A 13,731-nucleotide genomic window follows, 5' to 3' on the forward strand; every position below is an offset into this window, starting at 1 on the left:
GCTCATTTGCAATAAGCCAACAATCCTGATTATTCATAAAAAATTTGACCTCTCAAATCTCTCTGAAGAATAGATATAAACCTTTTCCAATTCTCAATATCCTGAACATCGCAAATCATTGATGGATGCTGAACCTTCATTTTTCTCTTAATTTTAATCTCATTTCCATGCCGGGAATAACTTGAGGAAAATTCAATTCCAGCCTGTCTATATAAAACTCCTTCTGGAATCATAAAAATTTTCACATCATCCGGAAAGCGAATAACCAGAGTTTCAAATACGGATCTGGAGCGACATACAACCGGCTTTGTAACTCTCTGTGGCGGCTTATTGTAGGCAAGTTTAGACAACTCAGCAGGCGCAAGTCCCATTGGAGGACTAATTGCACCCAATCCTGGAAAATTAGTTACAGGATCTACATCAAATTCAGTATCAACACTATAGGGGATGCTTAAATCGTCGGCCGACGATAGCTTGTAGATACCAGTTCCAGACAATCTAGCATTTATTAAGTTATCCCTTACAAAGTGCTTACCATAAGTACTATCAGCACCTTCATAAGCGTAACGCGCACTTATGTCCTCAGCGCCTGAATATACTGTATGAGACTGACCTTTGATGCCGCCATCATTGGCTATGATCAGCTCAACATTTGTTGATACGGTATTTTCATCAGCCAAAGGCTTTTGGGTTCTGCCAATTTTTCCTAAACCAGTTAAAACAGTGGGCTTATCCATTTCATTGAGAGGCAAAACTCCAAAAGGAGCCCGCTCCGCCGTAGGATCAACATAAATATCCCAAGCTGGGATATAGGTAATCACGTGGTTAAAAGGCCCTAATACCGCTAGCTTTGGTAGCTCATATGAATTTCCCAAATTAATTTCTGCAGTGCTAGCTGCTATACCTTTTGCATTGAGTAACGCAATTAATAAAGTAGTCTTATCTTTACAGTCGCCATATCGGTTTTTGATGATCGTATTAGCACTATGAGGAACTACACCACCAGCGCCTAAAAATATCGCTACATATCTTATTTCTTTACTTACCCAAAAATATAGTGCCTTAGCTTGTTCTTTAGGGTCGCTTATTCCGCTTGTAATTTGATCTGCTAACTTTTGCACCTCGGGCGTTACTTGATATTTATCTTTAGCACGTAATTCATATGCACGGGCCATATCTAGCTGATCTTTGAAGGAAGAAATATAAACATGTGGAGCAAAATCTGAATCAGCAATTTGATTTGGCTCGCTTAGCTGAATTCCATTGCTTTGATAACTAAAGCGATACCTAACCTCGCCATTTGGACCCATTGCAATCTTGCCTCCATTTACACCTCTTGCATCAACCTGCAAAGGAATCTTGGGATCATGGGAAAGATTAATCTCAGAGTTCTGCCATTGCGTACCAGGTCCGAACCAATAGCGCACAAAATAATGCCCAGGAAATAAAGGCTTGCTAGTAGATATGACCGCCTTGTAATAAGTCTTAGAACCGGGGCTAACGTTTGGGAAAATAATAATGCGGTGTTTGACATCCGAGAACTGAGACTTACCATCGGAGCTATCTCCATCTACAGTTCTGATTGCATCTTTTCCAACGAAAATTTTCTTTCCTTCAGGCGTGATCGTATAGGCTTCTATTACTTTGATAGTTTGAAAATTATTTAAATATGGAATATCAACCTGTGAGCTTGTATCAACAGCCAACTGCGACCGAATTAAAACCTGCCGCTCAATGGTTTCGTCATCAGAACCATCGGCCCTAACAAATACATCAGTGATGTCTTTTTCTACAACTGATAGAGCCTCAATATTCTGTGAATCAGCAACTGCATAAGGCAGTGCGATAAAAGTCAAAATACAAATAACAAGATATTCAGAAATCAAAAAATGATTTGATAATATTTTTTTAACTGTAATCTTAAGAAAAGGTATGAGCATGATTAGATCTGACACCACTTCTTTTTAATTGGGGACTTGGCGGCACCTCCAACTAAAAATCCCATGGGAGACTCCCTAAATTTAATCAGCTCCTTCATAAGGTTTGCTCTTGTAGATTCATCCAGATTGGGTTTTTCACCCATTTTTATAGCTTGACCCATTTGCCTAAGAGTATCTGAGTCAAAATAATGATCAGTCATCGCAAGAGACAACATCCAATCATCATCAGTTGATGGTAACTGTTTACATTCAGGACAGGCGACAAAAGCTCCAAACTTAATTTCACCGCAATTAAAACAGGTGGCCATAGTCATGTTGACTTACTCCAAGCATTCCGATAAATATCGACTAATCCCAAGGCGATGATAAATAGTGATAGTAAACATCCGGTTTACCGCACTTTGGGCATGTAATTAAATCCCAACTGGTCAAGTTTTCAGTTGCTGCACATTTACGGCAGGTCGGCTGAATCTTTTCCACAATTGGACCTCCTCGGCGCTCCGCCTTGCCAGTGGTCACATTACCGACTTCATGGCAATTGAGACATAAATAGGGCTCTACAGCAGTATTAAATCCACGATCAGGACCTTTGCTACATTCAGTTTCGTAGCTGCAGCTCATGCATCTGAAGAGGTATTTTTGGCCCATGGTAGATTATTATCTAATTTATAAAAGTTTCCGAAAAAAGCTGTAATCAAACCTATAGTCAATTAGAACCTCCAAATGACAACCAAAGACTATTACCAAATATTAAATTTAAAGCGTGATGCAAACGAGTACGATATCCGCCGGTCATATAGAAAGTTAGCCTCCGCTTACCATCCGGATAAATACCCGGAAAATACTAAGTTTGCTGAGGATATGATGAAGCAAATTAACGCAGCGTTTGAAGTTTTGTCACATCCGGAGAAAAAAGCTCAATATGATGAGTGGCTAAATTCGAATCCCGGCCATAACGCAAATAATAAGCCAGCTTCTGGAAGCCATCTTAACAATAGAGAGCTTCAAAAGTACTACAGAATTTTTATATCCCTCTTTCAAAGCAATAGAAATATAAAAATTGGCGTTCTAATTTTTATATTTCTGCTATTAATTGGAAAAGTTAATTCTTATATTAATTCATTGCCAATAGTAGTTTCTTCAATAGATCAATATTCGCTTGGAGAAAAGTTGGATGACTTTAGGTTCAAGCACTCTATTAAGGCTTCTCCCACCCTAGACACTGAAAGCGATGTTGCATACTTAAGCGAAGATGGAAATTTTCTTTTTAGATTTAATAAGTCTTCACAAAGGCTAGATCAAATAAGTCATTTATGTACAAGTTACTCCTATAAATTTAACGACCAGTTAAATGGAGTAGGCTGCTCTTCCACAAGCGAGGACATTTTGAAAAAATATGGGAATAGCAAGGTGCAGATTCTATGTAGTAAAGATTTAGCAGAACCAAACAAAAGACTTTATCAAATTGGCCCCAAGGGAATAGCATATTTCCTAGATTCAAATTCAACAAACCAAATCAATATTTTTGGGCCGAAAGAAAATGAACCAAAAGCAGATAGTAGCTATTGGGGAGTTTGTGGCATTGATAATCCGCAAGCATCTTCGATGCTCTCTAGACCAATCGAATCTTTGTCCGAATCAGAATATCGAAATCAATATATTTGCCCTGAAAATCTTGCTTCCGATGCAGATAGAAAAAAAACAGTTGATGACATGTTGAAATGGTTGGGCGCGCATAACAAATCAAACTCTGTTACGAGTTTAGTAAATTTTAGGATGAGCCTTTTAACTGAGCATAAATGCAAGATTACCCTACAAAATATTGCTAAAAATTCTGCAGAGTCTGATAGATATACACAAGCTTCAGCGGATTCCATCTCAAAGAGGTTTGATTCGAAGATGAAAAAGTCTGGCATGTCGGGAGTTATTGTAGATTTACAAAAATGCTATGTCGATGCAACCACAAATGGTAACGATATAGAGGAATTAAGGTCCTGCTATTTTTATGACAAACTTGTAATGGGTATGGATAAGGGTTTTAGAGAGTTTATGGCCGGAAAGGGATATAAAGATCCCGGCCCAACCACCAATTATTTAACTGATGATGCATTTAGCAAAAGGCAAGAAACCTACCTTCCGATTGCGTTTCCTGAATTTACTAGTGAACAAATTCGTCTTTACTACAGTGATGCAAAAGCAAACCTAGAATCACCGCAATGAAGCATCGCTCAAGCCACTATTCGTAATAGCAATAAGATAAATCTCGGAATATTCATTTATGAAAACCCAAATTGGACAAATACTTGCCCACCACTCCGCAAAAGGACAGATTCTTCATTATTACTGCCATGTTATGCATCCAGGATTAAATAAATCTAGGCTAATTAAAGCAAGCAGCCCTGGAATGGTAGGAACTCTAGCTGAGATGCAAGCAAAAGAGTGGGCTAATAAATGGAATGAGGTATGTGAAAAGCAGGATGCACGGAATAAGAAAGCTGAGCATAGATCTCATTTATCCAGAAGTCAGAATGAGGCTGTAGAAAGAACAGAAGAAGCACAATTTCGTTTGGAAGAATTAAAAACTCTTCTGGTTTCATCACTCGAAACTGCGGGGCCCCTTGATCTCAAAAGCTTGAAAATTACTGCAGATTTTTCCGGACCTAAGCCAAAGAAAGAAAAATATCCGGATGAGCCAAAAATTAAAGATGTTGGTCCAGAGCCAATACAGACCAATCCACGATATTTACCCAAAATTAACTTTTTAGAGAAATTATTGGGCTTTGGAGCTTCGAAGATTAAGGCTGCACAACTTCTCTTTGAAAATGATCATGCATATTGGATTAAAGATAAGGTATCTGCAAATCAAGAGTTTGAATCGGCCCAAAAAACTTTCAAATCCGCCATTAAAGAGATAGACAAACAATATAAGAATGATGTTAATTCGTGGGAACAGGCTAGAGAGGATTACAAGATTAATGTTCAGAATCAAAATGCAGAGCTTGATCTACTTGATTCCACTTATGCAACGGGTGACTCTGAAGCAATTGTTCACTATACAGAGACTGTCTTATCTCACTCTGACTACCCTAATTTTTTTCCAAAAGAATTTGAATTGGAATATACGCCTGAAACAAAAACTTTATTAATTGAATATTTATTACCCTACATAGATGAGCTTCCAACTCTTAGGGAAGTTAAATTCATCCAAACCAGAGAAGAGTTTCAAGAAAAACATATTTCTCAAGCAGACTTAAATAAACTATTTGATGAGGTCATCTACCAGACTGCGCTCCGAACTATTTATGAAGTATTTAAGTCTGATCCTCCCCACCATATTGAGTCTATAGTTTTTAACGGCATAGTTAATTATGTTGATAAGAGCTCAGGGCACAATACATCAGCGTGCATTATTTCTATACAAGCTAGCAAAGAAGAATTTCTTGCAATTAATCTAGGTCTTGTAGATCCAAAAGCATGCTTCAAAAACTTGAAGGGTGTAGCGAGCTCAAAATTGCACGGCATATCTCCCATAGCACCAATTATGAATATACAAAGAGATGATAGTCGCTTTGTTGCGGCTCATGATGTTGCAGATACTATGGATGATTCAACGAATTTGGCTGCGATGGACTGGCAAGACTTTGAACATTTAATTCGCGAGCTCTTTGCCAAAGAATTTTCTACTAATGGTGGTGAAGTAAAAATTACTCAAGCAAGCCGTGATGGAGGAGTTGACGCAATAGCATTTGATCCAGACCCAATTCGCGGCGGAAAGATCGTCATCCAAGCCAAGAGATATACAAATACTGTGACTGTATCAGCCGTTCGAGATTTATATGGCACAGTTTTAAACGAGGGTGCAAATAAAGGGGTCCTAGTCACAACATCCGACTATGGTCCTGATGCTTATAGCTTTGCAAAAGATAAACCCCTTGTGCTGCTTAATGGCGCAAACCTACTTCACCTTATGAGCAAGCACGGCCATAAGGCAAGGATTGACATAAAAGAAGCAAAATTACAGCAACGTAATTCTTAAAAAATCCTTATTTCGTGCTTCTTATAGTGTAGGACATGCCCATTAGGGCATTGCCATTCAGCAATCCATTTAATTGTGGAGCCGAGCCGATCTTTACCATGATCATTATTTTTAATTTCATGGAAAAATTCTTTGCAATTTGGACAGTAAATCTGAAACCAACCTTTATTAACAAAATCTAGGGCATAGGGCTTAAGAAAGCCTCTCTGGCTTTTATCCAAAAAAGTGATTGCATCCACATATTGATTAAACACACTAACCCATCTTGGAAAGTACTCTTTGGCCTCTTGCTCAGCAGTTACAGAAGTCCATGTGGCTTTTGCATGGTGAGTGGCCCACTCTTCCATCTTAGACAAATCTATCAATAGGGAGCCGTAGTAGTCCTCGTCGCCATAGTAAGGGCCTGCAAGTAATGCCATTTGATACGGAAAATGATTGGGGGCTTGATAAATCTCCTTGGTAACAAAACCAGGATATTTACGCTTAAAAAAATTAGAAAAAATTGGTACTGTTATTGCCATTGATTAAAGCCCATCAATTAAAGAAGGACTTTAGCTTATTCCATACGATGTGGATAGGGAGCCAGAAGATAATCCAAAGAGCAAGAATAGTTACCTGACCAAGCACTCGCAAGGGATAAAGTAGTATCTGTACGACAATAGAGTCTGAACTAAAGTCAGAGCTTTCCAAACTTTCAATGGATACACGCTTCTCCTCCTTGACAACCTCTCTTAAACGCTTATCTATATCTTCTTGAGTGTAAGGTTTATCGCTAATCTTTCCAGCTCTATATAGATCCTCGCTTAGAGTCTGTCGCGCTAAAACTGTTTTTGCAGAAGCAAAAACATTAAGAACTCTAATTTGCTTAGAAACCCATTTAATATGAGTTAAATTGGCGGATGCTTTTTTATCTAGAAGCATTAATTTTTGGTAATTAGGGCGTTTCGTAACCATTGTATCCTTGGAGATACTTATGGTTATTGGGGCTCATACAGTTTTTAGTTGTGCGACCAACTTTTTGAATGGTCGCAAGTGTATTTTTTGTGGTTCCTTTAAGACCGTAAAGACGGCGCGTAGCTATGTTAAATGCATGCTTTGCTCTAAGCAAAAAAGCCTCTCTAAGCTGCGCCGCGAGATTGCCATCTTGCAAGGCTTTTATCAACAGCAACCGGCTTATCGATTGGCTAGTGATCTGGGCCTGGATGCCAAGACCATTACCCGGGTATATCAAAGACTGAGGATGGTGCTCTTTCATACCGCTGAACTGGAAGGCGCTAAGCTCTCGGGCGAGATTGAGATGGATGAGTCCTACTTTGGGGGTGCAAGGAAGGGGCAAAGAGGCCGAGGTGCGAGAGGCAAAAGCATCGTCTTTGGCCTTTTGGAGCGTGATGGCAGGGTCTACACCAAGGTGGTGGAGTCGGTCTCGGCGCAGACCCTTTTGACCCATATCGAGAACCATACTCGCAAGGGCTCGGTTTACTATACGGATGCCTTTCGGGGCTATCAGTCTTTGCAGCGCTTTGGTAAGCATTTGGTGGTCAATCACTCCAAGGAATTTGTCAATAAACGAACCAAGAACCATATTAACGGCATCGAGGGTTTTTGGAGTTATGCTAAACATATTCTGTACAACTACCGAGGTGTTTCGAGGTACCATTTTCCGATGTATTTAAAAGAAATCGAGTATCGTTACAACCACCGCAAAGAGAATGTCTTTAAACTCTTTTTACAACTGTACTTTGGTTACGTTTCGCCCTAATTACCTTATTTTTTATACCCAATTTTTCCTGTACTTGGAACAAACCAAGCTCTGACATCATTAAATACAGAGTGGCGATCAACCATTGCATCGTACACAACGTAATTGCTGCAGTTTTTATACACTTGCTTTGACTTGGCGCCGAAATCGCGTAACTCCTGAGGCTTAATTTCCTGATTGTCTTGGAAAGTAATGCCAGTTACCTTAAAAACCTCTTTACCAGAGTCAGTAATGCCATAAATCTTGTAATAGCTATCATATCCAGCAATGGTAAATATTGCCTTAGCGCCACCAGACTCATTCTTAAAGCATGGGGGTGACCCACGTAAATTGCCTAACCATTGCTTTAACTTATCTTTTGGGGTGTCGAGAATATCTTTAACACCTTCTGGCTCAAGCTTTCTTATTACAGCTAAAGCATCTTTTAACTCGTCAATATTCTTAAATTGCTTCAATAACTCAACTAACTCTTTTAAACGATCCAGAGGGACCAGTTTATTTGCTGTTTCAATTAATTCAGCTACCTCCTGAACACCTGCCTGTTTAATTTTTTGTATTAGCTCAGTAGGCAAACCTTTTTCAGGATTCTGCATTGTCATAAAAAAAACAAAAAGCCCAACAAATATAATTTGAAGCAAGAAATCTATAAGCGTGAATAGAAAGAAATTGTCTTTAGTGTTTAAGGCCATATCTTTAACGTTTTAAAGTCTCGGCAACTTTATTTGCAACAGAAACCAATGCAGATGAAAGGCCGGTTAATGCATTACCTAATTGCTGCGTAGAAGAGTTGAGGTCATTTGCAAAGCTGGTGGATTTACTCGATATTGACCTTGCAGAATCTGAGAGTTCCTTTTCGAAATTCTTAGCTGACTTATTCAATGCTACAGAAGCACTTTCTACAGAATTTACAACCTCACCAATTCCAGATTTATCCAATGATTTAATCGACTTACCAAAATCACTCACCAGCCCATCAACCTTCTTTAGATTTGTAGATAAAACAAGTAGGGAGTCGAGCGCCTGATCAATGTTGTCAGACTTGTCATGAATTACACTCAATCCTGTACCCAATGAGTCTGCGGCGCCTACCATCTCAACATTAATTCTTGTTAAAGATTCTGAGAAATTCTCCAAAAGCTGTGACGATCTTTCAAAATTGGCTGAAGCATTGGCAAATACCGTTTGTAACTTCGCATAAGAAGTATCAACGTCATATACGACTCTTTCCATCTTCGAAACATATTCATCTACAGCAGCCTCAGGATCAGTCAATCTAGAATTTCTCTGCTGCAAATCTAAGCGCCCCCATAAGGCAAAACCAGTTGCAACAAGGCCAAGGGAAAATTGCCCAACCACGGCTAGCGGATTCACAGAGGATGTAAGGATATTCATACCTATTGAAATCACTAATGTGGAAAGAGTAATTAAAAAGCCCAGGTAATAGATTGAATCAATTTCAATTTCAGTCAAATGAATTTGAATTGAGTCCCCCTTTCGTCCTTTTGTTTGAATCTGCAAAAGTTCGTAGTAGTAGTAAAACAATGGGCTAAATCCGCCAAAGAAGATTACAAGTACTTGTAAACTTTTCAAGCGATCGTATGATGGCCCGTCAGGTAGGAAAGCCAATAAACCACCAAGAAGCATCAAGCCAAATGCAGAGAAAAAATATTTATTTAAATTCATTACAAAGCCTCACTTTCAACAGGATTTAATTCCTGCTGCCAAAATAAACTCAAGCATCGATTAGTTGGTAAATTGAGCGAGTCTTTCTTATCTCTATCAATTACATTCAAATAAACCTCAGCATTTTTGTAAGACTCCCTGACACTTGTGATAAGGGATGAGTCTTTTATTGAGGCTGGATCTACGCAACCATACATATTTAAAGAGTCGCTAAATTGGACTAAATCAGAAAATATCAAAACTTTAGTTTTGGGCTTACCGCTACCCATAGGACTGAAGTAGTTTGTTCTAGAAATCGCTGCTAAAGTCTCTAAGATTGGTGAGGCCTTATCAGGAACACCCGTCATAGCTATCTTTTCACTAACTGGATTTAAAAATAATTTCTTGTAATCCCGCTCTTTGGATTGGGGATCATCTGTGATGGCATTCACATCCGACTTACCAGCTGGACGACACGCCACTAGAGCCGGCTTTAAGTTTTTATAGTCGCTAGTAATATTAAAAATACTCACTAATGAATTAACGGGAGCATCCTGCTGTTTTATTTCTGCTGCACTGTAAATTATTGGTGACTTAATCCTCGCATTATTGAGAAAAGTTAAGACTCTTTTTCCAATTTCATCGCGCTGCAGAGGCGTTACAGGATCAGTTTGGTCTATGATCACAACAATTTTTGCGGCGGGATCTTGCTGGCAATCCGGGAGTTTGTTCATCTTTGTATATGCAAATGCAATAAGAATTAATGCTATTAAACCCACTCCAATCGCATATCTATTTTTTACTTCCTTATTCATGCGCTCCAACCTTCATATTAATCACGTGAATTGCATCCCCTAACTCTTCTCGCGCCTCATCTTTAGATTTCTGAAAGAAATCGTTTATTTTTGCCATAACCATAGCTCTCGAGCCATCAATTGCCACAATCTGCTCCTGCAAAATTGGCCCATAAGACGTCTGTAAGCCATTAGCACGCGCTGTTAACTCCTCAATTTTCTGATTTGTTTCCTGTATTTCATATTCATTAATTTCTAATTCAGCATTTGGCTCCTCGTGAAAGTATCCTGGAACTCCAACAGGAGTGACTGCTCTTACAGAATTTCTATATGCAACTATCAGCTGCTTAAAATCTGATTGGATCTCACACTTCTTAGCATTCAGAATCACGCAGGACTGCTTAAATTCACTTGCAATTCTTCCCATTGTTGCAATAACCTTTTGAATCTCTCGCTTTGCTTTATCTCTCTTGTCTCTTTCTTCCTTTGCAGATTTTTGAGCCAATAGAACACACTCTTTTTCAATGGCCTCTTTATCACGCTGAGCAGATTTAACCAACTTATCCGGCTGTGTATAGCCAGGAATTTCATCTAATGATGTATACCCCTTCCAAATGGATATGCCAGCGGAAATCAAACCCACAAAAAACAATAGAAATCCGTTTTGATCTTTAAATGGAATATCCAGCGTAAATATTTTTACACCATCAGATAAAGCTCGCATCCATAGCTCACCATCCATAATTGGTAAATTTTGTGATTTTGCCAACTCGGTAAGTGAGCGTGCGGTTGCTGTTGTGGAGTTAATCCAAACCAGCAATAGAACCCCTATAAATATAGCCAGCCACCCGAAGATCTTTTGAGCTTGATCATTTGAATTCTTAAATCTAAATGCCAGTCCCGCTATTACACCGATACTGACATTTATAAATGAAAAAGCTAACGCAATTATTGCACCCTGTGCTAAGCCAGTATTAGCACTAAAGAAATATGCGTTCGCCACTGATTCAATGGCTAATATCAGAAATATCCATGAAAAATGGGAATGAAAGTCCCCTGGATAGTGAGCCTCTCTATGAATGTTGTTAACAATTTTGAATGTTTTTAAAGAGGCTTCTTTTAATAAAAAATCTTTTATTACGGCCTTATGCTTATTTGAACTCTCATCAAGCCTGGAACTCACCATCTCTTCTAAATTTTCTACGCCGTTCATCATTGATATTTCAGACTCAAGTTCATCAAGCTCACTTGAGGCGTTATGAATTTTTTTATCAATCTCAGCTTTAGCTTTGTAAAATTTTTCTTTTTCTACGTTAAAAAGCTTTTGTGCTGCTACGACATACCCAACCTCATTAGCATCAGGGCTTTCAGCATGAGGTGGTGGGTTGCCAGTTTGACCGCCCTTAAGCCCTTCTTTTTTAGCCTTATCAAGGTATTGAATCAAATTAGACATTTAATGGCCCTATTAGTATAAACCCTATGTTTTTACATAAGGCAATTAATTGATTTGATGCAAGACGGTTATAAATCTTAATTCCATAATATTACTGTCTTAGACTAGTCAAACTAAGCAAATTACCCCACATAACAGCCAGAATAACGATTGATGCATAAATTTCCAATCAAAACCCTAGTTTCCCTCGCATTTTTGCTAATCCTCTCTGCCTGCAGCGACCAAAACTTAACCGTTTATCTATATAGCCCAAACCTGACATGCTTCAAGACAGTATCTTTAAGACCAAAAATTGAACAATGTCGCGAATTTAGAGTCACAGACAAGCTAACACTTCAAGTAAACCCCGAGCGCCAAGAGGTGACATACAGCCTTAAGGGGTTGAGATTGAGTAACGACAATTCAGTATTTGGCACTCTTGAAAATTGCAAAGTAGTCGATTCAAAAAATTTTTCCTGTGACGGCTTGACGGAGGTTGATGGCATATTTACTAAGCAAACTTTTTTCGGAGAGAAAATTGTTTCCTCACCTACCTGGCTATATGCGATTAGTAATTATGGGGAAATTGATATTACTAAGAAGCAGCTCTCCATAGCAAATGAATATGAACATTTAATTGAGGCTGGATTTGTTATCGCTATTATTCTTTTAATGGTATCTAGCTCATGAAACGACTTTTTATATTTACGCTCTTTTTGCTAGCCTTAAGCGGTTGCAACAACAAAAACTATCCTCGCGTAGAGATTCTTACTGGAAACTCGGGCATCCTCAAAAGAGATGATGATGGAAAGCTTGCCCTTACTACGGCAAAAAATATTCCTTATAAAGTTGGTACTACCTATTATTGGCGGATAGCATACAGGTCAAACCTTCCCGTCATTTCCTATATTCAAGATGTACAGCTAGCCGGCAAAGGAAGTTGGAAATTCAAGGATACGGATAAATATGAGATATCTGATGGTGGGGCAAACGTAAAGATTTACAAAGATGATAAAAAAAATGATGGGTTTCTTTTTGGTTCATGGACCATTTCTGATGATGACCCTGCTGGCAAAGTAACTATAGCCGTCACTATTGAAAAAGATGCAAAGAAGATCTTTGAATACGAATTAATAAAAGATGAAAAATAGATTACTTCGAGTAGTTTGGGGAATATCGCTAGCCTGGCTAGTGCTTTGTGGTTTTGGGGCCCTCAGCGGCGGACCTCTATATTTCCTTTGGATCTTTTTTTCGATTCCAGGCTGGATTGGCTTTCTTGTTTGCTACATTGTAGGCGGCTCTTTTAAATTTCCGCCTAATGCTTGATTGCGGCCTAATACTAAATAAAGTAAAAGAAAACAATAATCAGAGAGAAATAATCAATGTATCCAACTGAATCTCCAACTATATCGAAGAGACCACCCAACCTCACCTGGTGCCAATTTTCAAATATTCCAAAGGTAAGTATTTGAGTGCCTCCCTACAGGCAGAAAACAGTCATTAGGCTGGTGGGGGCAACGTATCTCAACCCTACCCGTTTATGTAGTGAATTTTAGTGTTAAATTGAGTCCGTCGACGTTAAAACAGCTCTTTTAATCCGTTGGTCGCGAGTTCGAATCTCGCCCGACCCACCAGTTAGACAAAGGTACGTACCGGACACATGCTTTACGTCCGGTACCGACCACATGGTTTACACCTTTACCAATCACATCCCCAATACTTTGGGACCAAATGGGTTTTCTAAGGCTTGTACCCGAGAAGACTCCATATCAAAGTAAGCCATATCGTAATCCATAAAGCTCACTAACCACACGTCGTCTTCGACCTGCCGTAAGCCTACGTCATGACCAGCGAACACCGTACTAAAGTGAATCTTCTTACCATCTAAACAGATGCGTCCGCAGTTAGTCACGGTCACTGTCTTATCGTGGAAGGGATAACTCACATCGGGTAGCCCTTCATATTTTCGGGTCGAGGGGGTATAGAGCTGTGCCGGTTTTTTCATCTCCAGGGCTTGATGGGGCCGCTCATAGTTGTACTCATGGATAAAGTCTTCAAACTTATCTTGCTGTTGCAAAAGTGTTTTGGCAGGGGGTTTAGTCGTCGCT

The 13,731-nt window shown here is 39.1% G+C and carries 15 protein-coding genes; 5 read left to right on the plus strand and 10 right to left on the minus strand.

From position 1 onward, the window contains the following. Nucleotides 1-29: 29 nt before the first annotated feature. Genes ICN46_RS06515 through ICN46_RS06525 form a run of 3 tightly spaced genes read right to left on the minus strand, consistent with a single transcriptional unit; the run spans nt 30 to nt 2,561 of the window. Entirely contained in the window at nt 30-1,886 is a 1,857-nt protein-coding gene (locus tag ICN46_RS06515; protein WP_216206219.1) for a DUF3857 domain-containing transglutaminase family protein, read from the minus strand. A 56-nt stretch (nt 1,887-1,942) separates the two neighbouring features. Beyond that, entirely contained in the window at nt 1,943-2,254 is a 312-nt protein-coding gene (locus tag ICN46_RS06520) for a hypothetical protein (protein WP_215311498.1), read from the minus strand. A 34-nt stretch (nt 2,255-2,288) separates the two neighbouring features. Continuing rightward, a complete protein-coding gene (locus ICN46_RS06525) occupies nt 2,289-2,561 on the minus strand; it encodes a hypothetical protein (RefSeq protein ID WP_215311499.1) in 273 nt (90 codons plus the stop codon). A gap of 102 nt (nt 2,562-2,663) precedes the next feature. On the opposite strand from ICN46_RS06525, the gene ICN46_RS06530 reads away from it, so the two are divergent. Together ICN46_RS06530 and ICN46_RS06535 are read left to right on the plus strand one after the other, a co-directional pair. Next, nucleotides 2,664-4,160, plus strand: coding sequence for a J domain-containing protein (locus tag ICN46_RS06530; RefSeq protein ID WP_215311502.1), 1,497 nt, complete (start codon nt 2,664-2,666; stop codon nt 4,158-4,160). Nucleotides 4,161-4,218: 58 nt separating this feature from the next. Next, complete coding sequence (locus tag ICN46_RS06535) at nt 4,219-5,976, plus strand: restriction endonuclease (RefSeq protein ID WP_215311504.1); 1,758 nt, start codon at nt 4,219-4,221, stop codon at nt 5,974-5,976. Here the strand turns inward: ICN46_RS06535 and ICN46_RS06540 are convergent. After that, a complete protein-coding gene (locus tag ICN46_RS06540) occupies nt 5,973-6,497 on the minus strand; it encodes a hypothetical protein (protein WP_215311506.1) in 525 nt (174 codons plus the stop codon). The genes ICN46_RS06535 and ICN46_RS06540 overlap by 4 nt on opposite strands. A 13-nt stretch (nt 6,498-6,510) precedes the next feature. After that, entirely contained in the window at nt 6,511-6,930 is a 420-nt protein-coding gene (locus tag ICN46_RS06545) for a hypothetical protein (RefSeq protein WP_215311508.1), read from the minus strand. 136 nt (nt 6,931-7,066) lie between these two features. Between ICN46_RS06545 and ICN46_RS06550 the strand changes: the two genes are divergently transcribed. Further along, nucleotides 7,067-7,735: an IS1595 family transposase gene (locus ICN46_RS06550; protein WP_071461741.1), complete on the plus strand. Its 669-nt coding sequence runs from the start codon at nt 7,067-7,069 to the stop codon at nt 7,733-7,735. Nucleotides 7,736-7,740: 5 nt separating this feature from the next. Here the strand turns inward: ICN46_RS06550 and ICN46_RS06555 are convergent, their stop codons facing one another. The 4 genes from ICN46_RS06555 to ICN46_RS06570 are packed head-to-tail and all read right to left on the minus strand — an operon-like array spanning nt 7,741 to nt 11,644. Beyond that, complete coding sequence (locus ICN46_RS06555) at nt 7,741-8,424, minus strand: hypothetical protein (protein WP_215311728.1); 684 nt, start codon at nt 8,422-8,424, stop codon at nt 7,741-7,743. 4 nt (nt 8,425-8,428) lie between these two features. Then, entirely contained in the window at nt 8,429-9,418 is a 990-nt protein-coding gene (locus ICN46_RS06560; protein WP_215311730.1) for a hypothetical protein, read from the minus strand. Continuing rightward, on the minus strand, nt 9,418-10,212 hold the full coding sequence (locus ICN46_RS06565) for a hypothetical protein (RefSeq protein ID WP_215311732.1): 795 nt from the start codon (nt 10,210-10,212) through the stop codon (nt 9,418-9,420). The genes ICN46_RS06560 and ICN46_RS06565 overlap by 1 nt, the downstream gene beginning before the upstream one ends. Next, on the minus strand, nt 10,205-11,644 hold the full coding sequence (locus tag ICN46_RS06570; RefSeq protein WP_215311734.1) for a hypothetical protein: 1,440 nt from the start codon (nt 11,642-11,644) through the stop codon (nt 10,205-10,207). The genes ICN46_RS06565 and ICN46_RS06570 overlap by 8 nt, the downstream gene beginning before the upstream one ends. Nucleotides 11,645-12,031: 387 nt before the next feature. On the opposite strand from ICN46_RS06570, the gene ICN46_RS06575 reads away from it, so the two are divergent. Beyond that, entirely contained in the window at nt 12,032-12,313 is a 282-nt protein-coding gene (locus ICN46_RS06575) for a hypothetical protein (protein WP_215311736.1), read from the plus strand. Next, the gene (locus ICN46_RS06580; protein ID WP_216206223.1) at nt 12,310-12,774 is read left to right on the plus strand and encodes a membrane lipoprotein lipid attachment site-containing protein; all 465 of its coding nucleotides are present in this window, start codon (nt 12,310-12,312) and stop codon (nt 12,772-12,774) included. Before ICN46_RS06575 ends, ICN46_RS06580 begins: the two co-directional genes overlap by 4 nt. A gap of 554 nt (nt 12,775-13,328) precedes the next feature. Here the strand turns inward: ICN46_RS06580 and ICN46_RS06585 are convergent. Further along, the coding region (locus ICN46_RS06585) for an integrase core domain-containing protein (protein WP_216206226.1) at nt 13,329-13,731 on the minus strand (403 nt) is incomplete at its 5' end.

Source organism: Polynucleobacter sp. Latsch14-2 (genome assembly GCF_018881925.1).
GTDB lineage: Bacteria > Pseudomonadota > Gammaproteobacteria > Burkholderiales > Burkholderiaceae > Polynucleobacter.